Raw genomic sequence first — 23,974 nt, forward strand, 5'->3', positions numbered from 1 at the left:
GGAGGACCGCCTACTCGGCCGAGGTGTCGGCGGTCGGCTCGTCCTCGACGTACCAGGCGCGGTCCTCGCGGTCCCACTTCACGGCACCGCGGTGGGCCTTCCGGAACTCCTTGAGGACGGCGCGGTCGATCGACGGGTGGCCGTTGTCGTTCACGTAGATCCACTCGGAACCGAACTTGGCCTCGATCGCGTCGACCATGTCGGTCTGGGTGACCCTGCGTTCGGTGGTGATGATGTCGGTCATCCAGGTGGCGATGTCGGCCGCGGTGGTGCTCATGTTCTCGAGCCTAGAGCCTCGCCGATCGTGACCTCCCCGCCGCATCCCGCGACAGAGTACGGTGACGCGAGAATAGGTAACCCTAATAGGAGGTTCGGTGGCACGGAAAGCGCCCATGGGGACGACACTCACGGTTCTGCGGACCGAAACGATCGGCGAGCACTTCGTCCGCGTCGTGCTCGGCGGAGACGGCTTCGGAGAGTTCCAGGCCCGCGCGGAGACCGACAGCTACGTGAAGATCGAGCTGCCCGCGGGGGACGAGACGGTCGTCCGCACCTACACCGTCCGGCGTGTGGACCCGGACGCCCGGGAGATCTGGATCGACTTCGTCGTGCACGGCGACGAGGGCGTTGCGGGGCCGTGGGCCCGCTCGGTACAGCCGGGCACGCAGGTCGTGGTGCGAGGACCCGGCGCCGGATACCGGCCCGATCGCTCCGCCGACTTCCATCTGCTCGCCGGCGACGAGACCGCGATCCCCGCGATCGCGGCTGCGCTCGAGGACCTGCCCGCCGACGCGCGGGGTGCGGTCTTCCTGGAGGTCATCGGTCCCGGCGACGAACTGAAACTCGACGCCCCGGCGGGTGTGGACATCACGTGGCTCCATCGCGGTGTCGCGGCCGGTGACGCCGGTGCCGACCTGATCGACGGCAACTCGCCGCTCGTCGCCGCGGTGAAGGCCTTGCCCTGGCCGGGCGGCGACGTGCAGGTCTTCGTGCACGGTGAGGCCGAGGCCGTCATGAAGCACATCCGGCCGTACCTGCGGAAGGAACGGGCCGTGCCGCCGGCACGCGCGTCGATCTCGGGTTACTGGCGTCGCGGACGCACCGAGGAGGGTTTCCGCGTGTGGAAGAGCGAACTGGCGGCCGTCGAGAGCAACTGACGGCCGGTCGTTCACGTCAGCTCGCGGACTCGCGCGCCGGCACCGCGGCGGAGTCACGCGCCAGCACCGCGGCGGAGTCACGCGCCAGCACCGCGGCGGAGGTGAGCGCGAGTCCCGAGCAGACCACGATGGCGACGGCCATCGGGATACCGGTGCCTTCGCCGCCGAGCCCGACGAGCGGGGAGACCACGGCAGCGAGACCGAACTGGGAGGCGCCGATCACGGCGGAGCCCGTACCGGCCGCCTTCGGGACCTGCGACTGGGCCAGCGCGGTGGCGTTGCCCAGCGTCAGGCCCATCATGCTGATCGCGACGAACAGCAGCGGCAGGATCAGCGCCGCGACGTAGCCGACGACGACCATCGTCAGCAACAGCAGCGCACCTGCCGTGAACATGGTGGTCACTCCGAAGAGCAGCAGTGTCCGCACCTCGAACCGGCCGATGAGGCGGGTGTTGACGGCATTGGCCAGCACGAGACCGGCCGAGTTCACGGCGAAGACCAGAGAGAACTGGCCCGGGCTCAGACCGAGGATGTTCTGGGTGACGAAGGGTGAGGCGGAGATGTACGAGAACATCGCGCCGAAGCCCAGGGCCATCGCGGCGGCGTAACCGACGAAGCGTCGCTGCCGGAGAACGTATCCGAAGTTGCCGGCCATCGTCTTCAGACCGCCACCGTGCCGCTTCTCCGGCGGCAGGGTCTCCGGGACGAACGCGAAGGCACCGACGGCCATCAGGACGGCCAGGCCCGTGAGCACCCAGAAGATGCCGCGCCATCCGATCGGACCCAGCAGCACACCACCGAGCAGAGGAGCGGCGACGGGCGCGATGCCACCGATGATCATCATCAGGCTGAACAGCTTGGCAGCCTGATTGCCTCGAGCCCGGTCGGCGATGACCGCCCGGGCGAGGACGATGCCGGTGCCGCCGCTGAAGCCCTGGACCAGACGCGCAGCGATCAGGATCTCGACGGTGGGCGCCATCGCGCAGATCGCGCTGCTCACCGCCAGGACGATCGTGCCGGCGAGGATCAGCCGTCGACGGCCCCAGCCATCCGACAGGGGACCCACGAGCAACTGGCCGAGCCCGAGACCCGCCATGAAGGTCGTGAGTGTGAGCTGGACGCCGACGGTCGAACTGCCCAGGCTCTCCGCCATGACGGGAAGTCCCGGGAGGTACATGTCCGTAGCGAGCGGCGCGATCGCCGACAGCAACGCCAGGGCGCACAACATCGGTACCGGGATCGTTTTGTTCACGAAAGCACCTTAGTCGGCGCGGGTCGTTGCACCCGAGCCGGTCGTGCCGCACGGTAGACCCATGCGAGGCAACGAATCCGACATGCTCCCGGCGACGCTGGACGTGCACCTCGGGGACTTCGTCGACCACCTGCGCCTCGAAGGCAACCGCTCGGAACACACGATTCGCGCCTATCGCACCGACACCCGCTCGCTGTTGCAGCACCTCGCCGACCGGAATCCCGATGCGCGCATCACCGACCTCGATCTCGATCTGCTGCGGTCCTGGCTCGCCGGGATGGTGGCGGCGGGAGCGGCCCGCACCACGCTCGCGCGGCGCACCTCGTCGGCACGCGTCTTCACGGCATGGCTCGTGCGCACCCGGCGACTCGACGCCGACCCGGCGACGCGTCTCGTCTCACCGCGTCCGCACCGCTCACTGCCCGCCGTGCTCCGCGACGACCAGGCACTGGAGATCATGGAGGCCGCGAAATCCGGTGCGCGTGAACTCGATCCCGTCGCACTGCGTGACCGGGCGATCGTCGAGCTGCTGTATGCGACCGGAATCCGGGTCGGTGAGCTGTGCGCGGTCGACATCGACGACGTCGACGCCGAGCGGCGGGCCGTCCGGGTTCTCGGTAAGGGCGACAAGGAACGGATCGTTCCCTACGGAGGTCCCGCGGCAGAGGCGCTCGACGCGTGGCTGCGTCACGGACGCCCGCATCTCGCACGACCGTCGTCGGGTGCGGCGCTGCTGCTGGGCAAGCGTGGTGGTCGGATCGACCAGCGGCAGGTCCGGTCGGTGGTGCACGACGCCGTCTCGTCGGTGCCGGGCGCACCCGACCTCGCGCCGCACGGTCTGCGGCACAGCGCTGCGACGCACCTGCTCGAAGGGGGAGCGGATCTGCGGGTGGTCCAGGAGGTGCTGGGCCATTCGAGTCTGGCCACCACGCAGCTCTACACCCACGTCTCGGTGGCGCGTCTGCGCGCCGCGCACGATCAGGCCCATCCCCGCGCCTGATCGGCTTGCCCGAGAAGCCGTCCCGGTTTGATAGCGTGCGCCGGCACCATCGAATCGGGGGAACAGATGAGACGCAACGAACCGGGTCCTGCCGTGCCCGCCTGGCTGCAGGACCCACCGGAATCCGGAACCGACCACGCGCGACGCGGCCTCCGCCGCGCGGCCAGAGGCACCGAGACGCCCGGTCCCTCCACTTCGCCCGGCGACGGTGCGACTCCGCCCGCTCCCTCCGCTCCGCTCGAGATGACGGCCTCCGTGCCTCTCGGCATGGCGTTGCGGCCCCGGGTCAGTTCCGAGGCCGACCCGGAGCCGGAAGTGTCCGAAGCCGCTCTCACGCACGAACCGGCGCGACCCGAAAGGCGTGTTCTCCCGCCCGCGGAGCGCGAGGCGACGGTCCCGGCGGAGCCCGAGGCGACGTTTCCCGCAGTGCCCGAGGCGACGTTTTCCGCAGTGCCCGAGGTGACGGTCCCGGCAGCCGCGACCGAACCCGGGCCTGCGCCCGTCTCCGTGGATCCGGTTCCCGACGTCGCGGAGCAGCCCGAGGCCGAGGCACCTGCACCTGCACCTGCACCGGAGGTGTCGAGTCCGGAGGCCACGGAGGTCGCACCCGATCCGGTCGACCCCGAGCCCGCATCGGTCCAGGCCCCGCTACCGGCACGAACGGACGCTCCGGTCGACGACCTGCAACACGAGGCCCGTCGTTTCGACCATCAGCCGTCCAATGTCGACCTCGCCTCGGGAGTGCTGGTCCGCAGGTCACGACGTTCCACGCGACGGTGGCGGGAGCGGGTCGACCGGCTGACCGGCGGCAGGCTCGACGGAGGAGGCAGCGAGCGCCGGGAGGAGCTCGTCGCCCGGATCCGCCAGCCGATCCCGGGCGACTACCGGATCGCGGTGCTGTCGCTGAAGGGCGGGGTGGGCAAGACCACCACGACCGTCGGACTGGGGTCGACGTTCGCGTCACTGCGCGGCGACTGCGTCATCGCCGTCGACGCGAATCCGGACTTCGGCACCCTCGGGCAGAGGATCCCGCAGCAGACCACCTCGACCGTGCGGGACCTGCTCGCGAACGCGTCGGGCATCCGCCGGTACTCGGACGTGCGTGCCCACACCTCGCAGGCGCCGAGCCGGCTCGAAGTGCTCGCGAGCGAACGCGATCCCGCTGCCTCGGAAGCGTTCAGCGAGGAGGACTACCGCCGCGTCGTCGACATCCTGCAGGTCTACTACAACGTGATCCTCACCGACTGCGGCACCGGGATCATGCATTCGGTCATGCGCGGCGTGCTGGACCTGGCGAACACCCTCGTGCTCGTCGCGTCGCCCGCAGTCGATGCGGCGCGCAGTGCGGCGGCGACCCTCGACTGGCTGCAGGCGCACGGCTACTCCGACCTGGTCGAGCGCACGGTCGTGGTGATCAGTTCGCCGCGCCCGGGTGCGGCGAGCATCGACATGGACGCGCTGACCGCGCATTTCCTCGCGCGGTGCCGCGCGGTGAAGGTGCTGCCTTTCGACGAGCACCTCGCGGAGGGAGCCGAGATCGATCTCGAACGGCTCCGCCCCGCGACACGCACGGCGTTCGTCGAACTCGCCGCGATGGTCGCCGACGACTTCCCCGTACTGTCGGGTCGACACGCAGTGCATTAGGCGGGCGTACGGGCCACCAGGGCGTCATACCGGCAGCAGGCGGATCACCGGGCGCTCGACGAGCGGCAGCGGATCGAGATAGTCGTCGCGGCCGCGTCGGAGTCCCCAATGCAGGCATGCGGGGGAGACGCCTCCCTCGTGACCGGCGACGACGGTGCCGATGGGATCGCCCCTCGTCACCCGGCGACCCGCGGCGACCGCCGCCTCCACCGGCTCGTAGGTCGTGCGCAGCCCGCCCTCGTGATCGATGGAGACCACAGGCTTCCCGGCCACGACACCGGCGAACGCGACGACGCCGTCACCTGCCGCCACGACGGTCTGCCCCACGTGTGCGTCGAGATCGACACCGCGGTGACCGGGGAGCCAGTTCTGCTCGGGCAGGTCGAACTCCCGGCTCACGACCGGCCGGGGATCGAGCGGCCACACGAACCGTCCGGCGTCGGCCGATCCGGTTCCCGGCGCAGCGGTGAGCACGACGAACGCGGCGATCACGACGGCGAGCGACCGGAGGCGAGCGGCGAGGAGCATGCCCGCCAGTCTCGTGAATCGGAGTCGCTGCGCACCAGAGGGCGACGCGATCTGTGGACAACCCCGGATCCGTCCACAGGCCCGGCGACTCCCGGTTAGGGATCCGCGCCTGCTCCGCGTACACTTGTCGGGCGGTCTGTATACGCAGATCGACTTCGCGCGTCCGCGCATCGATGCCGACCCGTTTCTCCGGGCCGCATCGGAAATGGCCGTCGGCCGGTCCCGCAAGGGTTCGACGGGCATGTGGACGCCAGGGCGGGGATCGGAAGATCCACCGCGGAAACCGACACGAAAGAGAGAAACAGGCATGCCTGTTGTGACTATGCGGCAGCTGCTCGACAGCGGCGCCCACTTCGGACACCAGACCCGTCGCTGGAACCCGAAGATGAAGCGGTTCATCTTCACCGACCGCAACGGCATCTACATCATCGACCTGCAGCAGACCCTGACGTACATCGACAAGGCGTACGAGTTCGTCAAGGAGACCGTCGCTCACGGTGGAACCGTGCTGTTCGTCGGCACCAAGAAGCAGGCGCAGGAATCCATCGCCGAAGAGGCCACCCGCGTGGGCATGCCCTACGTGAACCAGCGCTGGCTCGGCGGCATGCTCACCAACTTCTCGACCGTCCACAAGCGCCTGCAGCGCCTGAAGGAGCTCGAGTCGATGGAGCAGACCGGTGGCTTCGAGGGACGCACCAAGAAGGAAATCCTCATGCTCACGCGTGAGAAGAACAAGCTGGAGCGCACCCTCGGCGGCATCCGCGACATGGCGAAGGTTCCGTCGGCGATCTGGGTCGTCGACACCAACAAGGAGCACATCGCCGTCGGTGAGGCCCGCAAACTGAACATTCCGGTCATCGCGATCCTCGACACCAACTGCGATCCGGACCTCGTCGACTACCCGATCCCGGGTAACGACGACGCGATCCGTTCCGCGGCGCTGCTGACCAAGGTCGTCGCTTCCGCCGTCGCCGAGGGCCTGCAGGCCCGCGCCGGCAAGAGCAGCGACGCCGAGGCCAAGCCCGAGGCCGGCGCCGAGCCTCTCGCCGAGTGGGAGCAGGAGCTGCTCGCGCAGGCCACCCCCGCCGCCGACGCCGAGGCGCCCGCAGCGGACGCAGCAGACGCGGCCCCCGAGGCCTGATTCGTTGCCCGGCCCCGACCTTCCGATCGAGAGATCCTGGTCGGGGCCGTCGCATCGCGGCCCGAGCTCATCCGCGCGATAGGGCCGCCCCCAGAGACTTTTCCACCACAGACACAGGAGGCTCGCTTCCATGGCGAACTACACCGCCGCCGACGTCAAGCGTCTCCGTGAGCTCACCGGCTCCGGAATGCTGGACTGCAAGAACGCTCTCGCCGACAACGACGGCGACTTCGACAAGGCCGTCGAGCAGCTGCGCATCAAGGGTGCCAAGGACGTGGGCAAGCGCGCCGAGCGCTCCACCGCCGAGGGCCTCGTCGTCGCCAAGGACGGCGTTCTCGTCGAGCTGAACTCCGAGACCGACTTCGTCGCCAAGAACGACGAGTTCCAGGCTCTCGCCGACAAGGTCGTCACCGCTGCCGCACAGGCCCGCGCGAACGACGTCGAGGCGCTCAAGGCCGTCGAGGCCGACGGCAAGACCGTCGACGCCCTCGTCCAGGAGCTGTCCGCGAAGATCGGCGAGAAGCTCGAGCTGCGTCGCGTTGCCGCATTCGACGGTCAGACCGCCGTCTACCTGCACAAGCGTGCTTCCGACCTGCCGCCGTCCGTCGGCGTGCTCGTCGAGTACACCGGTGAGGGCGATGCTGCTGCCGAGGCCGCTCGCGCTGCCGCGATGCAGATCGCCGCTCTGAAGGCCAAGTACGTCACCCGTGACGAGGTTCCCGAGGACATCGTCGCCAACGAGCGTCGTATCGCCGAGGAGACCGCCAAGGCCGAGGGCAAGCCGGAGCAGGCTCTGCCGAAGATCGTCGAAGGCCGCGTCAACGGCTACTTCAAGGACGTCGTCCTGCTCGAGCAGGCGTCCGTGACGGACTCGAAGAAGACCGTCAAGGCGATCCTCGACGAGGCCGGCGCGAACGTCGTCCGCTTCGTGCGTTTCGAGGTCGGCGCCAGCTAGTTCTTCCACTCCACGACCCCGTCGGTGCTGCTACCGGCGGGGTCGAGGTGTGTCGGGCCACGCCGCCTCGGGGCACGGAGGCGCTCGCGCGTGCTGCGCGGTGACAGGTGTGGCGTGTCTATCCGCCCGATCTCGGTTCCCTCGAGCGGATGAGGCAGGATGATAAGGGCCGATTCATGCGCAACCAGAGGAGAGTCATGTCCGACCACGCCCACGATCGGCCCGGATTCCGCCGGGTACTGCTCAAGCTCGGCGGCGAGATGTTCGGCGGCGGCAAGGTCGGACTCGATCCGGACGTGGTGACGACGGTGGCCCAGCAGATCGCGGAGGTCGTGCGCGGTGGCGCCGAGGTCGCCGTCGTGATCGGTGGCGGCAACTTCTTCCGCGGCGCCGAACTCCAGCAGCGCGGTCTCGAACGCGCGCGGTCCGATTACATGGGCATGCTCGGCACGGTCATGAACTCCCTTGCGCTGCAGGACTTCCTGGAGAAGGAAGGCATCGACACCCGCGTGCAGACCGCCATCACGATGGGGCAGGTCGCCGAGCCCTACCTGCCGCTGCGTGCGCGCCGCCACCTCGAGAAGGGGCGTGTGGTCATCTTCGGTGCCGGCATGGGCATGCCGTACTTCTCCACCGACACCACCGCCGCGCAGCGCGCCCTCGAGATCGGCGCCGAGGTCGTCCTCATGGCGAAGGCCGTGGACGGCGTCTACTCCGACGACCCCCGCACGAACCCGGATGCGGTGCTGTTCGAGGAGATCACCCATCGCGAGGTCATCGAGCAGGGCCTCAAGGTCGCCGACGCGACCGCCTTCAGCCTGTGCATGGACAACGCCATGCCGATCATGGTCTTCAATCTGCTGACCAAGGGCAATATCGCCCGAGCCATCGCCGGTGAGAAGATCGGAACACTCGTACGGTCATGAACGGACAACGGAACATGGAGGAACTGCCGTGATCGATGAAGCCCTCTTCGAAGCAGAAGAGAAGATGGAGAAGGCCGTCACGGTGGCCCGGGACGATCTGGGTGGCATCCGGACCGGTCGCGCGAACCCGGGCATGTTCAACCGCATCGTCGTCGACTACTACGGGGCTCCCACGCCGATCACGCAGATCGCCAGCATCAATGTTCCGGAGGCGCGCATGGTCATCGTCAAGCCGTACGAGGCCTCGCAGCTGAACGCGATCGAGACCGCGATCCGCAACTCCGATCTCGGTGTCAACCCCACCAACGACGGCAACATCATCCGCATCTCGGTCCCGCAGCTCACCGAGGAGCGTCGTCGCGAACTCGTCAAGCAGGCCAAGGCCAAGGGTGAGGACGCCAAGGTCGCCGTGCGCAACGTCCGCCGCAAGGCGATGGAGGAACTCGGACGTATCCAGAAGGACGGCGAGGCCGGCGAGGACGACGTGAACCGCGCCGAGAAGGAACTCGACAAGACGACCGCCAAGTACGTCGGTCAGATCGACGAGTTGATCAAGCACAAGGAAGCCGAACTGATGGAGGTCTGACAGTGGGTCGAGCCGACGGGTCCTCCGACCCGCAGCTTCCACTCGGTGCCGGAGCCGACTCCGGTGCCACCCCTGCAGACCCGGCACCGGCCCCCGACCCCGCGTCGGAGCCGGTGAAGAAACCCTCACGGGCGGGACGCGACCTGCCGGCCGCTTTCGCGGTCGGCGGTGGTCTGGGCGCGCTCGTCATCGGGATCCTGCTGTTCGCCCCGAAGGCGTGGCTCGCCGTCGTCGCGATCGCCATCGGCATCGCGACCTGGGAGGTCACCAAGCGTCTGCGCGAGGCGGACGTGCTCGTCCCCAGACTGCCGTTGCTGGCAGGTGGTCAGGCGATGATCTGGCTCGGGTGGCCGTACGGCACGACGGGTGTGCTCGGTGCGTTCGCAGGCACGGTCGTCGTGACGATGCTGTGGCGCCTGTTCGACCACGGTCTCGTCGCGCAACCGCGCAACTACCTGCGCGACACCGCGGTCGCGGTCTTCGTCGCGGCCTGGTTGCCGCTGCTGGCGTCGTTCGCGACCCTCATGGTCCTCGAGGATCAAGGCGCCCAGCGCGTGTTCTGCCTGATGCTCGTCTGTGTCGCGTCGGACATCGGTGGCTACGCCTCGGGTGTCCTGTTCGGCAAGCACCCGATGGTCCCGGCGATCAGCCCGAAGAAGTCGTGGGAAGGTTTCGCCGGGTCGTTGGTGGCCTGCATCGCGGTCGGTGTCCTCACCGTCGTCTTCCTGCTCGACGGCCCGTGGTGGGCCGGTCTGCTGCTCGGCGCCGTGCTCGTGGTGACGGCGACGGCCGGCGATCTCATCGAGTCGCAGGTCAAGCGGGATCTCGGCATCAAGGACATGGGCACCCTGCTGCCCGGCCACGGCGGCATCATGGACCGGCTCGACTCGATCCTGCCGTCGGCCTTCGTCACCTGGCTGATCCTCACGGCCTTCGTGTAGTCGCCCGATGGTGCGTTCGTCGAAGCTTCGTGCGCCGAAGTCGGGGAGTGGTGTGATCGCCAGCCCCAACATCTGGCACTGGCCCGAGGTGTACGAGGAGGAGAACCGCGCGCAGGATCCCCGCGGCGCCGTGTACGCGGCGCTGCGGGAGGCCGCGGACTGGACCGGCCGCGACGTCGTCGACGTCGGGTGCGGTTCGGGTTTCCACCTTCCGATGTTCGCGGCCGACGCACGCACGGTGACCGGGATCGAACCGCATCCGCCGCTGGTCGCCGCGGCCCGCATCCGCGTGGACGGTCTTCCGTCGGTCACCGTGACGGAAGGCTCCGCGGCTGACATGCCGCTTCCCGACGCTTCGGTCGATCTCGTCCACGCCCGCACCGCCTACTTCTTCGGCCCGGGGTGCGGCGCCGGAATCCTCGAGGCGATGCGTGTGCTGCGTCCGGGCGGCGCGCTCGCCGTCGTCGATCTCGACGCCACCGCCCATCCCTACGGCGACTGGATGCGCGACGACCTGCCGCACTACGACCCGGCCGCGGTCGAGGCGTTCTTCGAGGCGCAGGGATTCGATCTGCGCCGCGTCGACACGCTGTGGGAGTTTCCGGACCGAGCGACCCTCGAGCGGGTGCTCGGCATCGAGTTCGCACCACGCGTCGCGACCCGGGCGATCCGCGAGACACCCGGCACGACGCTCACCGTCCGCTACCGGCTGCACGTGCGCCGCAGACCCCTGGGCCTGGAACTGAGCTGAGAGCGGTCAGCGCGACCGGCCGATACCGAACATTCGCGCCAGCTCGGTGATCTTCTTCGCCTTCGCGAGGTTCGGCAGGTCGCTGCCGTCGCGGACGTTGCGTCCGTCCTCACCGAGTTTGTCGATGATGCCTTCCGCCCAGTCCACGTCCGTGCTGTTCGGGCTCAGAGCCACGTTCGCGTACGACGCGCGTTCGCCGGTCATGCACAATTTGCCGGTCATCCCCATCGAGCGGGTCAGCTCGGCCTCACGTTCGAGGACCTCGGGGTCGTCGCTGAGTGTGGGTCCGTCGATGGGTCCCGGCAGGCGCGCGGCGCGGCTCGTGATGACCAACCTCGACCGCGCGTACGCCATCGCCATCGGGCTGTCGCTCATGCCGGTGTCGCGCCGGAAGTCGCCGCTGCCGAAGACCAGGCGGAAGGTGCCCTCCGCACGGGCGATCTCGGGAGCCGCCTCGAGACCCATCGCCGACTCGATCAACACGAGGATGCGCGTGCCCTCCGGCAGCAGATCTGCGGTGGCCTCGACCTGGTGACCACTCTCCGCCTTCGCGAGCATGACGCCCTGCAGGCCCGGGAGGCCGGCGAGTGCGGCGAGATCGTCGGCCCAGAACGACGTGGTGGCGTCGTTGACCCGCACCCAGGCCTTCCCACCCTCGCGCAGCCACGCCACGATGCCTTCGCGAGCAGCGGGTTTGGCCGCGGCGGGTACGGCATCCTCGAGGTCGAGCACCACCGCATCCGCCGGCGAGTCGGCGGCGGTGTCGAAGAGATCGGGGGAGCGGCCCGGAACGAGCAACCACGAGCGTGCGACTTCGGGAGCGACGAGACCGGTCATGATGTCCATGCTCCCGTATTCCCCCTCCGCGCCCGGGCGACTCGGCGTGAGGGAGACCGACCGGTGACACCGGCCCGGGAATGGGGGCGAGTATCACAGCAACGCCCGGACCCATCCGTCCCGGATCATGGGACAATAGGTGATTATGGCTTCTTCCCTGCCCCTGGTCTTCGATGCACCCAAGCGTGGTCTTCCGCCGCGCCATCTCGCCGACCTCGACGCAGATCAGCGTCGTGATGCGGTGCGCGAACTGGGGCTTCCGGCCTTCCGCGCCGACCAGCTCGCCCGCCAGTACTACGGGCGGCTCGAGGCGGATCCGGCGAAGATGACCGATCTGCCCGCCGCCGTCCGCGACAAGGTGGGGGAGGCGTTGTTCCCGCCTCTGCTCAGCGCGGTCCGGCACATCGCGTGCGACGGAGGCGAGACCCGCAAGACCCTGTGGCGCGCCCACGACGGCACCCTGCTCGAGAGCGTCCTCATGCGCTATCCCGATCGCGCCACGCTGTGCATCTCCAGCCAGGCCGGATGCGGCATGGCATGCCCGTTCTGCGCGACCGGCCAGGGCGGTCTCGACCGCAACCTGTCCACGGCCGAGATCGTCGACCAGGTGCGCGCGGCCGCCGCTGCCCTGCGCGACGGCGACGTCGCCGGCGGACCGGGACGGTTGTCGAACGTCGTGTTCATGGGCATGGGCGAGCCGCTCGCGAACTACAAGCGCGTGGTCGCGGCGGTGCGGCGCATCACCTCACCTGCGCCCGAAGGCCTCGGTCTGTCGCAGCGTTCGGTCACCGTCTCCACGGTGGGACTCGCACCGGCCATCCGCCGCTTCGCCGACGAAGGGCTCAGCGTCACCCTCGCGGTGTCGCTGCACACCCCGGACGACGAACTGCGCGACACCCTCGTCCCGGTCAACAACCGGTGGTCGGTCGCCGAGGTCCTCGAGGCGGCGCGGTACTACGCCGACAAGACCGGCCGGCGCGTCTCGATCGAGTACGCCCTCATCCGCGACGTCAACGACCAGCCGTGGCGCGCCGACATGCTCGGCAAGAAGCTCCACAAGGCTCTCGGGTCGCTCGTGCACGTGAACCTCATCCCGCTCAACCCCACCCCGGGCAGCGAGTGGGATGCCAGCCCGAAGGACGTCGAACGCGAGTTCGTGCGGCGCGTGCAGGCCCAGGGCGTGTCGTGCACCGTCCGCGACACCCGCGGCCAGGAGATTGCCGCAGCGTGCGGTCAGCTCGCCGCGGAAGGCTGAGCCGACAGACACGAAAGGGCCCGTCCGGAGAATTCCGGACGGGCCCTTTCGTCGATGGACTAGCGCAACCGGCGGCGACGCACCGCATCGCGCGCGACGATGAACACCAGCAGAGCCGCCGAACCGATGAGGTACAGGCTCTCGACATGGCCTTCGTGATTGCCGATCAGCATCAGCAGCAGGAACGCCGCCACGATCAAAGCCATCACGCGGAAGAACTTGGGGGCTTCCCCGCTCCAACCCCACTCGGCGGACGGCACTTCCGCCGCCACATCACCACGAGTGGACTGCAACTCGGTACCGGCCACGGTTTCCTCCTGCTCACCAGATGCTGCTGTTGCTGCTTATCGTGACATACGACCCCGCGTCGTACGAAGCGGGGCATGCGTGTGGCGCCTGTCGAGAGGTGGAGACCGGGCGGTTCAGGAACCGTTCAGGTGCGTGGGGAACAATGCTCGCGTGGCCGACACTCGATCTTCTTCCCGCACCCGGGTGCTCCTGCTGGGTAGTACCGGTTCCATCGGTACCCAGGCACTCGACGTGATCGCCGCCAACCCCGACGACTTCGAAGTCGTCGGTCTCGCCGCGGGCGGAGGCAAGACGGATCTGCTCGCCGAGCAGATCCGCGCAACGGGTGTCCGCGAGGTCGCCGTGGCCGACCCCGACGCCGCCGCACGTCTCGACCTGCCGGTTCGGAGCGGCCGGACCGCTGTCACCGAGCTCGTGCGCGAGGTCGAGGCCGACGTCGTGCTCAACGCCCTCGTCGGCTCCCTCGGCCTCGAACCGACGCTCGCGGCGCTCGGTACCGGTGCGCGACTCGCGTTGGCGAACAAGGAGTCGCTGGTCGCGGGCGGCTCGCTCGTCACGAAGGCGGCGGCGCCCGGCCAGATCGTGCCGGTCGACTCGGAGCACTCCGCGCTTGCGCAGTGCCTGCGCGGCGGCACCGGCGACGAGGTGGCGCGTCTCGTGCTCACCGCCTCGGGCGGTCCGTTCCGCGGCTGGACCGCCGACCGCCTCGAATCGGTGACTCCCGAACAGGCCGGCGCCCACCCCACCTGGTCGATGGGACCGATGAACACCCTCAACTCGGCGACCCTCGTCAACAAGGGACTCGAACTCATCGAGACCCACCTGCTCTTCGGCGTGGACTACGACCGGATCGACGTGACGGTGCACCCTCAGTCGATCGTGCACTCGATGGTCACCTTCGTCGACGGGTCGACTCTGGCCCAGGCGTCGCCGCCGTCGATGAAGCTGCCGATCGCGCTGGCCCTCGGCTGGCCGCACCGCGTTCCGCACGCCGCCCCGGCACTCGACTTCTCGACGGCGTCCACCTGGGAGTTCGAACCCCTCGACGACGACGTCTTCCCGGCCGTGCGGCTCGCGCGCCAGGCGGGCGTGGGCGGCGGATGCCTCACCGCCGTCTACAACGCGGCCAACGAGGTCGCCGCCGAGGCATTCCTCGCGGGGACGCTGTCGTTCCCGCGGATCGTGCAGACCGTCGAGGCCGTGCTGAACGACGCACACGAGTGGTCCGCCGAACCCAGTACCGTGGACGACGTGCTCGCCGCCGACGGCTGGGCCCGCGACCGGGCGCGCACACTCGTATAGGAGGATCGGCCACTCATGATGTTCGTACTGGGCGTGGTGCTGTTCGCCCTCGGCATCGCCATCTCCATCGCCCTGCACGAGGCCGGCCACATGTGGACCGCGCAGAAGCTGGGCATGAAGGTCCGGCGCTACTACATCGGGTTCGGCCCCCGCGTGTTCGCCTTCCGCCGCGGTGAGACCGAATACGGTCTCAAGGCGGTTCCGGCCGGCGGGTTCTGCGACATCGCCGGCATGACGGCCCTGGACGAACTCGCGCCCGACGAGGTCGAGCGCGCGATGTACAAGCAGAAGACGTGGAAGCGCCTCGTCGTGATGTCGGGTGGCATCGCGATGAACTTCCTGCTCGGCATCGTGCTCATCTACGGCCTCGCCGCCAGTGCGGGGCTGCCCAACACCGACAACCGCGCGGTGGTCGGCACCGTCGGCTGTGCCGCGCCGACCCAGGACGGCCCGCCCGATTACACCCCGGCCGACTGTTCGGGTCCCGGTCCGGCCGAGCAGGCCGGCATCGAACCGGGCGACGTGATCGTCGCCGTGGACGGGCAGTCCGTCGAGACCTTCGGCGACCTCGTCCGGGCCACGCAGCCCCTGTCGGGCACCGTGCCGTTCACCGTCGAACGCGGCGAGGAGACCCTCACCGTGCCGGTCACGGTCCAGCAGGTCCAGCGCTGGGTCTACGAGAGCGAGTCGCCCGACGCCGAACCCGTCTCCCGCACCGTCGGTGCGATCGGTGTCGGGGGAGAGCCGGGAATCATCGAGTACACGCCGCTCTCGGCGATCCCCGCGACCTTCGACTTCACCGGTTACCTGGCGGTCCGCACGGCCGAGGCGCTCGTGAGCCTGCCGAGCAAGGTCGCCGACCTGTGGACGGCGGTCACCGGGGGAGAGCGCGCGGTCGACACCCCGGTCAGCGTCGTCGGCGCCAGCGTCATCGGCGGCCAGTTCGCCGAGCGCGGCATCTGGGAGTCGTTCGTGTTGTTGCTCGCACAGCTGAACTTCTTCCTCGGTGCGTTCAACCTCCTCCCGCTGCTGCCGCTCGACGGCGGGCACATGGCCGTCGCGATCTACGAGAAGGCCCGGAACTGGCTGCGCAGCCTGCGCGGACTGCCGGTCGGCCCGCCCGTGGACTACATGAAACTGCTGCCGCTGACCTATGTGGCGGTGGTCATCGGGGGCGCCTACATGGTGCTCACCCTCACAGCAGACATCGTCAACCCCATCAAGCTGTTCTGATCTGCGCCGGTAGACTTGCCGAGTAGCGACGAAAGAAGGCGAACTGTGACCAGCCCCGTCGGATTGGGCATGCCCGAAATTCCTGCGGTCCTCGCACCCCGACGCAAGACCCGCCAGCTCATGGTCGGAAATGTCGGCGTCGGCAGCGATCATCCGGTGTCCGTGCAGTCGATGACCACCACGAAGACGCACGACGTGAACGCCACCCTCCAGCAGATCGCGGAGCTCACGGCGTCCGGCTGCGACATCGTGCGTGTGGCGTGCCCGCGTCAGGAGGACGCCGACGCGCTCCCGATCATCGCGAAGAAGAGCAAGATCCCGGTGATCGCCGACATCCACTTCCAGCCGCGGTACATCTTCGCCGCGATCGACGCCGGCTGCGCGGCCGTGCGCGTCAATCCCGGCAACATCAAGGAATTCGACGGTCGCGTCAAGGAGGTCGCCAAGGCGGCCGGCGATGCCGGGATCCCCATCCGTATCGGCGTCAACGCCGGTTCCCTCGACCCCCGGTTGCTCGCCAAGTACGGCAAGGCCACGCCGGAGGCGCTCGTCGAATCCGCCCTGTGGGAGGCGAGCCTGTTCGAGGAACACGGCTTCGGCGACATCAAGATCTCCGTCAAGCACAACGACCCCGTCGTGATGGTCGAGGCCTACCGGCAGCTCGCCGCGCAGTGCGACTACCCGCTGCATCTCGGCGTGACCGAGGCCGGCCCCGCCTTCCAGGGCACCATCAAGTCGGCCGTCGCCTTCGGCGCGCTGCTCAGCGAGGGCATCGGCGACACCATCCGCGTGTCGCTGTCGGCGCCGCCCGCCGAGGAGATCAAGGTCGGCACGCAGATCCTGCAGTCGCTGAACCTGCGTCCCCGCAAGCTCGAGATCGTCTCCTGCCCGTCCTGCGGGCGCGCCCAGGTGGACGTCTACTCCCTCGCCAACGAGGTCACCGCCGGACTCGAGGGCATGGAGGTGCCGCTGCGGGTCGCGGTGATGGGGTGCGTCGTCAACGGACCCGGTGAGGCTCGTGAGGCGGACCTCGGTGTGGCCTCCGGAAACGGCAAGGGCCAGATCTTCGTCAAGGGCAAGGTCATCAAGACCGTGCCCGAGGCGCAGATCGTCGAGACCCTCATCGAGGAAGCGATGCGCATCGCCGACGAGATGGAAGGCAACGCCTCGGGCGGCGGCCCCGTGGTGTCGGTCGGCTGATACGGGTGGGGCGCACGGGACGGCGTTCTCTCACTTTCGAGGACTCAGGTTTCCACGCCGCCGTCCGGCATGGCACTCTGATCTCGTATCGGCTTGTCGACGGGTGGTGAGCGAGTGCTCAAGCTTCTGGGTGTCCGGTCGTTGGGTGGACGTGACACCGCCGCGGTGCTCCGGGTGCTCTCCCGCGACCCCGTGGCCGCGTGCATGGTGGCCGGCCGCGTCGAGGAGTACGGACTCGACGGGCGTGCCGTCGGCGGTGAGATGTGGAGCCGCGGCGGCCCCGAGACCTCGCTGTGCTTCTCCGGCGCGAACCTCATTCCGCTGCTGGGCAGTCCCGACGACATCCAGGCGTTCGCCGAGCGCGCGAGTCGCGGGCCGCGACTGTGTTCGTCCATCGTCGGTCGCGCCGAGTACGCGCTGCCGATGTGGGAGCGGCTCGAATCGGCGTGGGGCGCTCCCCGCGAGGTGAGGGCCGAACAACCCCTCCTCGTTCTCGACCGCGAGCCGCTCGTCGAACCCGACCCGCAGGTCCGTCCCGTGCGGCCCGAGGAACTCGATGTCTATCTGCCGGCCGCGATCTCGATGTTCATCGAGGAGGTCGGTATCGACCCGCGCACCGGCGACGGCGGTGCGGGTTACCGGCGCCGCGTCGCGAGCCTCATCGCGGCGGGACGCGCCTGGGCGCGATTCGAGGACGGACAGGTGGTGTTCAAGGCGGAGGTGGGCTCCCAGTCGTCCACGGTGGGCCAGATCCAGGGCGTCTGGGTCGATCCCGCGCATCGAGGTTCGGGCCTCGGCACGATCGGCACCGCCGCCGTGGCCTGCGCGGTTGCTCGCAGCGGTCGCCTGCCCAGCCTCTACGTCAACAGTTTCAACGCCCCGGCCCGCGGAGCCTACGCCCGCGCGGGTTTCCGCCAGGTCGCGACGTTCTCCACGGTGCTGCTCGACTGATTTCCCGTCGGCTCTGCCTACGATGACGGGCGATGAGACCTCGAAGTTCCACCCCGGCATCCCCGTACGCACGCGCACTCCGGATCGGCGCTGTGCTGTCGGTGGCCGTCGTGCTCCTCGGCCTGGCCGTCGCGTGCACGCCGCGCCCGGCCGGGCCGGAGGCCGCCGCCCAGGCGTTTCTCGACTCGTTCGCCGCTCAGGACGTCGCGTCGGCGGCGGACCGCACCGACCGCCCCGACGACGCGGCCGTCGCGATGCAGGAAGTCCTGGACGGGCTTCAGGCCGAATCCCTCACCGCCACCACGACATCCACCCGGATCAGCGGCGACTCCGCGACCGTGGGCTACAACTACGAGTGGCACCTGCCGAAGGAACGGGTGTGGCAGTACACCGGTGAGCTCAACATGGGGCGCAGCGGGAACGACTGGATCGTGCGGTGGGCGAAATCCGCGCTGCACCCGCAGCTCGGCGAACGGCAGACCATGCAGCTCCGCAGCAGCCCGGCGCCGCGCGCCCGGGTCAACGAGCACGCGGGCAGCGACATCCTCGTCCCCGGCACGGTCTACGGCATCGCCTTCGACGCCTCGCAGACCACCGACGTCGCCGGTGCGGCACGACAGCTCGCGTCGACGTTGTCGGAGTTCGATTCCTCGCTCACGGCGCAGGCGATCGCGGAATCGGTGACGGCCTCGTCCGGGCCGCGGTCGGTGATGCGACTGCGCGAGGACGACTACGAGCGCGTCGCCCCACGTCTCGCCGGGATCGACGGTGTCGTGGTGACCGAGCAGGCCGACCTCGTCGCGACCGATCGCAACTTCGCGCCTGATCTCGTGGGCCAGATCAAGAAGACCGTCATCGACGAGGTCGACGGCACGGCCGGGTGGAGCGTCGTCGTGGTGAACCAGTACGGCGTGGACACCGGGGTGCTCACCGAGACGCCGCCGCAGCCGGTGCCGTCGTTCTCGGTCAGCCTCGACCGTCCCCTCCAGCTCGCGGCTCAGGCGGCCGTCGATGCCCGCACCGAGCAGGCGATGACGGTCGTGATCGAGGCGTCCACGGGTGCGGTGCTGGCGGTGGCTCAGAACAAGGCCGCCGACAGGGACGGCCCGGTCGCGCTGGCCGGCCAGTACCCCCCGGGCTCGACGTTCAAGATCGTCACCTCGGGTGCGGCGATCGCCGAGGGTCGCGCGACCCCGAACACGATGGTGCCGTGCCCCGGTCGCATCACGATCGGCGAGCGGAGCGTGCCGAACTACAACGAGTTCGAGCTCGGGACGGTCTCTCTCGCCACCGCTTTCGCCCGATCCTGCAACACCTCCTTCGCCAAGCTCGCCTCCGAGATGGCCCCGGACGCGCTGACCGTCGCCGCCTCGCAGTTCGGTATCGGTGTGGACTACGAGGTGGTGGGGATGCCGACCTTCACCGGATCGGTTCCGCCCGCGGAGGATCTCGTCGAACGGACCGAGGACGGTTTCGGTCAGGGCAAGGTGGTCGTGAGCCCGTTCGGGATGGCGCTCACCGCGGCGACGGTCGCCGCCGGCCGTACTCCGGTGCCCTATCTCATCGCGGGTCGCGAGACGGTTGTGAACGGTTCGCCGCCGCCGGTGACGCCGGAGATGGTGGAGGGTCTGCGCGAGATGATGCGCTTGGTGATCACGAGCGGTACCGCCGACCGTATCCGGGACCAGGGCGACGTCTACGGCAAGACCGGCGAGGCCGAGGTCGAGGGCGGGTCGCACTCGTGGTTCGTCGGCTACCGCGGCGATCTGGCGTTCGCGACGCTCGTCGTGCGCGGCGGCAGCTCCGACAACGCGGTCGCGGTCACCCGCGACATGTTCGCCGCCCTGCCGCCGGAGTACGACGAGGGAGCCTGAGCTCAGGCCAGGGCCGGATCCTCGGCGAGGGCGGCGAGCTGTTCGAGCAGCGGTGCCGCCGCGACGAGTTCGGCGGCATCGACCGGATCCATCGCTGCGAGCACCTCCTGCATCCGTGAGATCCACATACGCCGAATGAGATTCCCGTTGTGCTCCGCCAGGGGAGTGCGGTGCAGATGGTGCGACCGCCCGTCGTTCGGGTTGGTCGTGCGGGAGACGAGGCCGCGGGCGACGAGGCTGCGCACCGTGGCACTGACGTTGCTGCTCTGCAGTCCGAGCATGCGCGCGAGATCGGACACGGTGATGCCGGGATGGTCGGAGAGCACCCGCAGGACCTCGATCTCGGACTGGGGGATCCCGACCAGGCCCGATTCGCGTTCGCCGACGCGCTGCAACTTCCACACGAGCGTGCGCACGCTGTCGGCCAGCCGGTCGACGTCGGCGTCGCTGATCCTCGGGTCGTCGGGCATGCCTCGATCGTAGGCTAGAATCTATATATAAATTTATATATAGATTCGAACTTATCGATCGAGGTGTGATGAACCGACCCTCCGAGGCCGCAACCGGAGTGAAGACCGACGAGCACGGATCCGGCGGCCGTTCGCTGTCCGGCATGTCCGTGGCGTCGCTCGGTCTGCTGGCCGCCCTGGCCCCGCTCGCCGTGGACATGTACCTGCCCGGCTTCCCCGACATCGCCGAGGAATTCGGCAGTACCGCGTCCGCGGTGCAGTTCACGCTGACGGCCTTCCTCATCGGCATGGCCCTCGGCAACCTGATCATCGGACCGATGTCCGACCGGTTCGGTCGCCGCTCGTCCATGCTCATCGGCACGGCCGTGTGCGCCCTCGCGAGCGTCGCGTGCGCTCTGGCGCCCACCGTGGAACTGCTCGCGGTCTCCCGCTTCGTCCAGGGCTTCGCCGGCGCCGCCGGCATCGTCGTGGGTCGAGCCGTCGTCTCCGACCGTGCCGAGGGCATGGCCGCGGCGAGGCTGTTCGGCCTGCTCGTGCTCGTCAGCGCAGTGGCGCCCATCGCGGCGCCGCTCGTCGGCGGCGGCATCATCCTGTCCGTCGGCTGGCGCGCCGTCTTCTGGTTCCTGGCCGCGCTGAGCCTCGTGATGCTCGCGGCGATCGTCTTCTTCCTGCCCGAGAGCCTCCCGGCCGACCGTCGCTCGGCAGGTGGCCTCGGCGGCCTGGCGAGCGGGATCGCCGTCGTCGTCCGCGACCGCACCTATCTCGGCTACCTGCTGGCCCACACCTTCGCGTTCGGTGTGCTCTTCGCGTACATCTCCGCGTCGCCGTTCGTCATGCAGAAGATCCACGGCCTGTCGACCGGCTGGTTCACCCTGCTGTTCGCGTTCAACGCCGTGGGCATCAGCCTCGGTAATGTGGTGAACCAGAAGCTGCTCCAGCGCACGACCCCGCACCGGCTGCTCGGCATCGGGTCGGCGCTGCTCGTCTTCTGGTCCGCCGTGCTCACCGTCAACGCCCTCGCGGGACCCGTCCTCGGAGTGACCATAGTGGCGTTGTGGTTCGGCGTCGCGAGCCTCGGGCTGGTGCTCGCCAACGCCGCGACCCTCGCTCTCGGTCAGGTCCGGCACGCTGCCGGCACCGGCTCGGCGCTCCTCGGCGCCCTCCAGTTCCTGCTGGCGGCCGTAGTCGCTCCGATCGTCGGCGCCTGGGGTGAGGACACCGCGGTCCCCATGTCCCTCGCCATGCTCGTCACCGCCGTCCTCGGCCTCGGCTCGATGGCGTTGGTCCGCAACCGCTGACGGACCCTCAGCTCTCCTCACGATCCGTCGTACTCGCGGGCCGGCCGTCGCGCCGGCCCGCGAGTCGCGTCACCAGCCACAGCACCACGCCGATCCCGAGCAGCACCCCGGCCGTCCGGTACTGGGTCGCAGGCCGGTCGACCCACGGTAGGACGAGGAACAGGCAACTGGTCGCCCCGAGCACCGGAAGGATCGTCGGCGCGCGGAAGTGCCGGTGCTCCACGTGGTCCCGGCGCAGGACCAGGGCCGCGACGTTGACGATCGCGAACACCCCCAGCAGGAGCAGCGCCGTCGTACCCCCGAGTTCGGGCACCCCGCCGACGAAGACGACGAGACCGACCGCGAGCAGCGTCGTGAACACGATCGCGACATAGGGCGTGCGGCGGGTCGGGTGCACCCGCCCCAGGACGGCGGGCAGGACGTCCTCGCGGGCGATGCCGTAGATCAGCCGGCTCGCCATCAGCATGTTGATCAGCGCGGTGTTGGCCACCGCGAACATCGTGACGAAGGCGAAGATCCCGACCGGGAACGCCGGGGCGCCGACCTCGACCACCCGCAGCAAGGGCGTCTCGCCCGCCCCGAGTTCGTCGGGCGGGACGAGCGCGATCGCGGTGATCGACACGAGCACGTACACCAGCGCAGCGAGACCCAGGCCGAGCAGCAGCATCCGGGGGAAGATCCGGGTGGGCTCCTTGCATTCCTCGGCCATGTTCACCGAGTCCTCGAATCCCACCATCGCGAAAAAAGCCAGGGCTGTCCCCGCGACCACCGCGGAGAAGACGGACCGGTCGCCGGGATCGATCTCGACCACACGCGAGAAATCGCCGCCGCCGAAACCCAACGCCCACATGCCGATCGCGACGATGATGAGCAGGCCGCCCAACTCGATCATCGTGAGCACCACATTGGTCTTCACGCTCTCGGCGACCCCGCGGAAGTTGATCACCGCGAGGACGAGGACGAAGACCAGCGCGATCACGGTGATCCCGGCCGTGCCGGCCAGGTCGAGTCCGAAGGCCTCGGCGATGTTCGCGGCGAACGCCCGCGCAGCCGTGGCGGCAGAGGTGATGCCCGAGGACATCACGGCGAAGGCCACCAGGAAGGTCAGGAAGTGCACGCCGAACGCCTTGTGCGTGTAGAGCGCCGCTCCGGCCGCCCGCGGATACTTCGTGACCAGCTCCAGATAGCTGAACGCCGTCACCGTCGCGACGGCGAACGCGACGAGGAACGGCAGCCACACCACGCCACCGACCTCGTTCGCGACCTCCCCGGTGAGGGCGTAGATGCCGGTGCCCAGGATGTCGCCGATGACGAACAGCAGGAGCAGACCCGGCCCGAGAACGCGGACGAGCTGGGGTGAGTCGGTCGTCTCGGCCACCGCAGGCCCCCTTCCGCGCACCCTGTCCACCGCCGGCGGGGACCGACCGGATTCAGGGCAGCAGACCCGATTTTCGCGCGGCGACGACGGCCTCGTGGCGGGAATGGACGTCGAGCTTGCTCATGGCGCTGCGCAGGTAGCTCTTGACCGTCTCGGCGCCGACCGACAGGCGCTGGGCGATCTCGGCGTTGCTGCACCCCAGCGCCACATGGGACAGCACGTCGGTCTCGCGGGGGGACAGCACGACGTCCGTCGGTTCCGGTTCCGTTCCGTCGAGCACCCCGGCGAGACGGTCGGACAACGAGCGGAGCTTCTCCTGCAGCGCCGGATCGGTCGTGCCCTGCGCGAGCACCCGCAGATCGGCATGGACCTCGCGGACCTGCGCAGTCGCGACGGGATCGCGGTCGCCGGACGACCGCTCGAGCATCGCGAGTCGCCGATCGACCTCGTCGCGCACCTCGATCTCGTGCGCGAGACGAGCCGCCGCCTGCGCGAACGCCGTCACAGCCCGATCGCCGACGGGCGCGCACTCGCGCGCGGCGCCGTACAACACCGCGCGGGCCTTGCCCTCGACGAGTACCGGCACCGCGAGGATGGACCGCAATCCCTCGTACAGAACGGGACGGTCGAAGTGGTGCGTGATCGACGCGGAGCGACCGTAGTCCGACACCGTCACCACCCGCGACTCCGCGAGGACGCGACCGCCGAGACCCGCCCGCGGAGGCACCACGACCCCGGCCAGGCTGTTGGTGCGGGTGCCGAAGAATTCGCTGAGTTGCAGCGATCCCTGCTGGACCTCGCCGGCGAAGACCACCGGCAGCTGGGCCTGCGCCGCGGTGCGGCGGAGTTCACCGCGCAGGGCATCACCGTCGCGGGGACGCAGCAGCGCCGACGAGGAGGACGACACGAACGCCACCCCTTTCCGGGGGTATCGGGGAACATGGTGTGACTCGAATCATAGACGTCGAACGGGTGTGCTCCCCAGA

At 69.2% G+C, this 23,974-nt stretch carries 24 protein-coding genes; 16 read left to right on the forward strand and 8 right to left on the reverse strand.

What is annotated here, in order from left to right; all coding sequences use genetic code 11:
* Positions 1-10: 10 nt before the first annotated feature.
* Positions 11-277, reverse strand: coding sequence for a DUF6953 family protein (locus LPH33_RS09730; RefSeq protein WP_006550968.1), 267 nt, complete (start codon positions 275-277; stop codon positions 11-13).
* A 115-nt stretch (positions 278-392) separates the two neighbouring features.
* Between LPH33_RS09730 and LPH33_RS09735 the strand changes: the two genes are divergently transcribed.
* Positions 393-1,157, forward strand: coding sequence for a siderophore-interacting protein (locus LPH33_RS09735; protein WP_016691237.1), 765 nt, complete (start codon positions 393-395; stop codon positions 1,155-1,157).
* A 16-nt stretch (positions 1,158-1,173) separates the two neighbouring features.
* Here LPH33_RS09735 and LPH33_RS09740 read toward each other — a convergent pair whose 3' ends face one another.
* Positions 1,174-2,385 (reverse strand): multidrug effflux MFS transporter, encoded by a 1,212-nt coding sequence (locus tag LPH33_RS09740; RefSeq protein WP_088897320.1) that lies wholly within the window; start codon positions 2,383-2,385, stop codon positions 1,174-1,176.
* Positions 2,386-2,470: 85 nt separating this feature from the next.
* Here LPH33_RS09740 and LPH33_RS09745 point away from each other — a divergent pair, with 85 nt between their 5' ends.
* Complete coding sequence (locus LPH33_RS09745; RefSeq protein WP_088897319.1) at positions 2,471-3,409, forward strand: tyrosine recombinase XerC; 939 nt, start codon at positions 2,471-2,473, stop codon at positions 3,407-3,409.
* Positions 3,410-3,475: 66 nt separating this feature from the next.
* Positions 3,476-5,053, forward strand: a complete 1,578-nt coding sequence (locus tag LPH33_RS09750; protein WP_229567939.1) for a MinD/ParA family ATP-binding protein — start codon at positions 3,476-3,478, stop codon at positions 5,051-5,053.
* 24 nt (positions 5,054-5,077) lie between these two features.
* Here the strand turns inward: LPH33_RS09750 and LPH33_RS09755 are convergent, their stop codons facing one another.
* On the reverse strand, positions 5,078-5,581 hold the full coding sequence (locus LPH33_RS09755; protein WP_160876496.1) for a murein hydrolase activator EnvC family protein: 504 nt from the start codon (positions 5,579-5,581) through the stop codon (positions 5,078-5,080).
* Positions 5,582-5,888: 307 nt separating this feature from the next.
* Between LPH33_RS09755 and rpsB the strand changes: the two genes are divergently transcribed.
* The 6 genes from rpsB to LPH33_RS09785 all read left to right on the forward strand — a co-directional run bounded on the left by rpsB (position 5,889) and on the right by LPH33_RS09785 (position 10,881).
* A complete protein-coding gene (gene rpsB / locus LPH33_RS09760; protein ID WP_160876494.1) occupies positions 5,889-6,722 on the forward strand; it encodes a 30S ribosomal protein S2 in 834 nt (277 codons plus the stop codon).
* Positions 6,723-6,852: 130 nt separating this feature from the next.
* The gene (tsf, locus tag LPH33_RS09765; protein ID WP_006550975.1) at positions 6,853-7,677 is read left to right on the forward strand and encodes a translation elongation factor Ts; all 825 of its coding nucleotides are present in this window, start codon (positions 6,853-6,855) and stop codon (positions 7,675-7,677) included.
* Between the two features lie 197 nt (positions 7,678-7,874).
* The gene (gene pyrH, locus LPH33_RS09770) at positions 7,875-8,603 is read left to right on the forward strand and encodes a UMP kinase (protein WP_006550976.1); all 729 of its coding nucleotides are present in this window, start codon (positions 7,875-7,877) and stop codon (positions 8,601-8,603) included.
* 28 nt (positions 8,604-8,631) lie between these two features.
* Entirely contained in the window at positions 8,632-9,189 is a 558-nt protein-coding gene (frr, locus tag LPH33_RS09775; protein WP_024100638.1) for a ribosome recycling factor, read from the forward strand.
* 2 nt (positions 9,190-9,191) lie between these two features.
* Complete coding sequence (locus LPH33_RS09780) at positions 9,192-10,130, forward strand: phosphatidate cytidylyltransferase (protein ID WP_071934800.1); 939 nt, start codon at positions 9,192-9,194, stop codon at positions 10,128-10,130.
* Between the two features lie 7 nt (positions 10,131-10,137).
* Positions 10,138-10,881 (forward strand): class I SAM-dependent methyltransferase, encoded by a 744-nt coding sequence (locus LPH33_RS09785; RefSeq protein ID WP_229567941.1) that lies wholly within the window; start codon positions 10,138-10,140, stop codon positions 10,879-10,881.
* A gap of 6 nt (positions 10,882-10,887) precedes the next feature.
* Here the strand turns inward: LPH33_RS09785 and LPH33_RS09790 are convergent, their stop codons facing one another.
* A complete protein-coding gene (locus tag LPH33_RS09790; RefSeq protein ID WP_160876490.1) occupies positions 10,888-11,727 on the reverse strand; it encodes an HpcH/HpaI aldolase/citrate lyase family protein in 840 nt (279 codons plus the stop codon).
* Positions 11,728-11,863: 136 nt separating this feature from the next.
* On the opposite strand from LPH33_RS09790, the gene rlmN reads away from it, so the two are divergent.
* A complete protein-coding gene (rlmN, locus tag LPH33_RS09795) occupies positions 11,864-12,973 on the forward strand; it encodes a 23S rRNA (adenine(2503)-C(2))-methyltransferase RlmN (RefSeq protein WP_160876488.1) in 1,110 nt (369 codons plus the stop codon).
* 59 nt (positions 12,974-13,032) lie between these two features.
* Here rlmN and LPH33_RS09800 read toward each other — a convergent pair whose 3' ends face one another.
* Positions 13,033-13,281 carry a DUF2631 domain-containing protein gene (locus LPH33_RS09800; protein WP_120282265.1) on the reverse strand — a complete coding sequence of 83 codons (249 nt, stop codon included), beginning with the start codon at positions 13,279-13,281 and terminating at the stop codon, positions 13,033-13,035.
* A gap of 133 nt (positions 13,282-13,414) precedes the next feature.
* On the opposite strand from LPH33_RS09800, the gene dxr reads away from it, so the two are divergent.
* The 5 genes from dxr (at position 13,415) to LPH33_RS09825 (ending at position 19,842) form a co-directional block, all read left to right on the forward strand.
* Positions 13,415-14,584 carry a 1-deoxy-D-xylulose-5-phosphate reductoisomerase gene (gene dxr, locus LPH33_RS09805; protein ID WP_420714486.1) on the forward strand — a complete coding sequence of 390 codons (1,170 nt, stop codon included), beginning with the start codon at positions 13,415-13,417 and terminating at the stop codon, positions 14,582-14,584.
* 15 nt (positions 14,585-14,599) lie between these two features.
* A complete protein-coding gene (locus LPH33_RS09810) occupies positions 14,600-15,817 on the forward strand; it encodes a M50 family metallopeptidase (RefSeq protein WP_159418581.1) in 1,218 nt (405 codons plus the stop codon).
* 45 nt (positions 15,818-15,862) lie between these two features.
* Positions 15,863-17,017, forward strand: a complete 1,155-nt coding sequence (ispG, locus tag LPH33_RS09815) for a flavodoxin-dependent (E)-4-hydroxy-3-methylbut-2-enyl-diphosphate synthase (RefSeq protein WP_016691224.1) — start codon at positions 15,863-15,865, stop codon at positions 17,015-17,017.
* A gap of 114 nt (positions 17,018-17,131) precedes the next feature.
* A complete protein-coding gene (locus tag LPH33_RS09820) occupies positions 17,132-17,968 on the forward strand; it encodes a GNAT family N-acetyltransferase (protein ID WP_145691800.1) in 837 nt (278 codons plus the stop codon).
* Between the two features lie 32 nt (positions 17,969-18,000).
* Positions 18,001-19,842, forward strand: coding sequence for a penicillin-binding transpeptidase domain-containing protein (locus LPH33_RS09825; protein WP_229567943.1), 1,842 nt, complete (start codon positions 18,001-18,003; stop codon positions 19,840-19,842).
* Positions 19,843-19,844: 2 nt separating this feature from the next.
* Here LPH33_RS09825 and LPH33_RS09830 read toward each other — a convergent pair whose 3' ends face one another.
* Complete coding sequence (locus LPH33_RS09830; protein WP_120282269.1) at positions 19,845-20,312, reverse strand: MarR family winged helix-turn-helix transcriptional regulator; 468 nt, start codon at positions 20,310-20,312, stop codon at positions 19,845-19,847.
* A gap of 68 nt (positions 20,313-20,380) precedes the next feature.
* Here LPH33_RS09830 and LPH33_RS09835 point away from each other — a divergent pair, with 68 nt between their 5' ends.
* Positions 20,381-21,610 carry a multidrug effflux MFS transporter gene (locus LPH33_RS09835; protein WP_229567944.1) on the forward strand — a complete coding sequence of 410 codons (1,230 nt, stop codon included), beginning with the start codon at positions 20,381-20,383 and terminating at the stop codon, positions 21,608-21,610.
* Positions 21,611-21,617: 7 nt separating this feature from the next.
* Here the strand turns inward: LPH33_RS09835 and LPH33_RS09840 are convergent, their stop codons facing one another.
* Complete coding sequence (locus LPH33_RS09840; RefSeq protein ID WP_229567945.1) at positions 21,618-22,988, reverse strand: APC family permease; 1,371 nt, start codon at positions 22,986-22,988, stop codon at positions 21,618-21,620.
* A gap of 52 nt (positions 22,989-23,040) precedes the next feature.
* The gene (locus tag LPH33_RS09845; RefSeq protein ID WP_088897308.1) at positions 23,041-23,904 is read right to left on the reverse strand and encodes a LuxR C-terminal-related transcriptional regulator; all 864 of its coding nucleotides are present in this window, start codon (positions 23,902-23,904) and stop codon (positions 23,041-23,043) included.
* Between the last annotated feature and the right edge of the window lie 70 nt (positions 23,905-23,974).

It is taken from the genome of Rhodococcus sp. RDE2 (assembly GCF_020885655.1).
Taxonomy (GTDB): Bacteria; Actinomycetota; Actinomycetes; order Mycobacteriales; family Mycobacteriaceae; genus Rhodococcus; species Rhodococcus pyridinivorans.

Excerpts from the sequence above, each read along its gene's own strand:
- LPH33_RS09785 (WP_229567941.1), top strand. The coding sequence starts at position 10,138 with ATGGTGCGTTCGTCGAAGCTTCGTGCGCCGAAGTCGGGGAGTGGTGTG.
- LPH33_RS09790 (WP_160876490.1), bottom strand. The coding sequence starts at position 11,727 with ATGGACATCATGACCGGTCTCGTCGCTCCCGAAGTCGCACGCTCGTGG.
- LPH33_RS09730 (WP_006550968.1), bottom strand. The coding sequence starts at position 277 with ATGAGCACCACCGCGGCCGACATCGCCACCTGGATGACCGACATCATC.
- rlmN (WP_160876488.1), top strand. The coding sequence starts at position 11,864 with ATGGCTTCTTCCCTGCCCCTGGTCTTCGATGCACCCAAGCGTGGTCTT.
- pyrH (WP_006550976.1), top strand. The coding sequence starts at position 7,875 with ATGTCCGACCACGCCCACGATCGGCCCGGATTCCGCCGGGTACTGCTC.
- rpsB (WP_160876494.1), top strand. The coding sequence starts at position 5,889 with ATGCCTGTTGTGACTATGCGGCAGCTGCTCGACAGCGGCGCCCACTTC.
- LPH33_RS09810 (WP_159418581.1), top strand. The coding sequence starts at position 14,600 with ATGATGTTCGTACTGGGCGTGGTGCTGTTCGCCCTCGGCATCGCCATC.
- tsf (WP_006550975.1), top strand. The coding sequence starts at position 6,853 with ATGGCGAACTACACCGCCGCCGACGTCAAGCGTCTCCGTGAGCTCACC.
- LPH33_RS09750 (WP_229567939.1), top strand. The coding sequence starts at position 3,476 with ATGAGACGCAACGAACCGGGTCCTGCCGTGCCCGCCTGGCTGCAGGAC.
- LPH33_RS09755 (WP_160876496.1), bottom strand. The coding sequence starts at position 5,581 with ATGCTCCTCGCCGCTCGCCTCCGGTCGCTCGCCGTCGTGATCGCCGCG.
- LPH33_RS09745 (WP_088897319.1), top strand. The coding sequence starts at position 2,471 with ATGCGAGGCAACGAATCCGACATGCTCCCGGCGACGCTGGACGTGCAC.
- LPH33_RS09825 (WP_229567943.1), top strand. The coding sequence starts at position 18,001 with ATGAGACCTCGAAGTTCCACCCCGGCATCCCCGTACGCACGCGCACTC.
- LPH33_RS09830 (WP_120282269.1), bottom strand. The coding sequence starts at position 20,312 with ATGCCCGACGACCCGAGGATCAGCGACGCCGACGTCGACCGGCTGGCC.
- LPH33_RS09835 (WP_229567944.1), top strand. The coding sequence starts at position 20,381 with ATGAACCGACCCTCCGAGGCCGCAACCGGAGTGAAGACCGACGAGCAC.
- LPH33_RS09740 (WP_088897320.1), bottom strand. The coding sequence starts at position 2,385 with ATGTTGTGCGCCCTGGCGTTGCTGTCGGCGATCGCGCCGCTCGCTACG.
- LPH33_RS09735 (WP_016691237.1), top strand. The coding sequence starts at position 393 with ATGGGGACGACACTCACGGTTCTGCGGACCGAAACGATCGGCGAGCAC.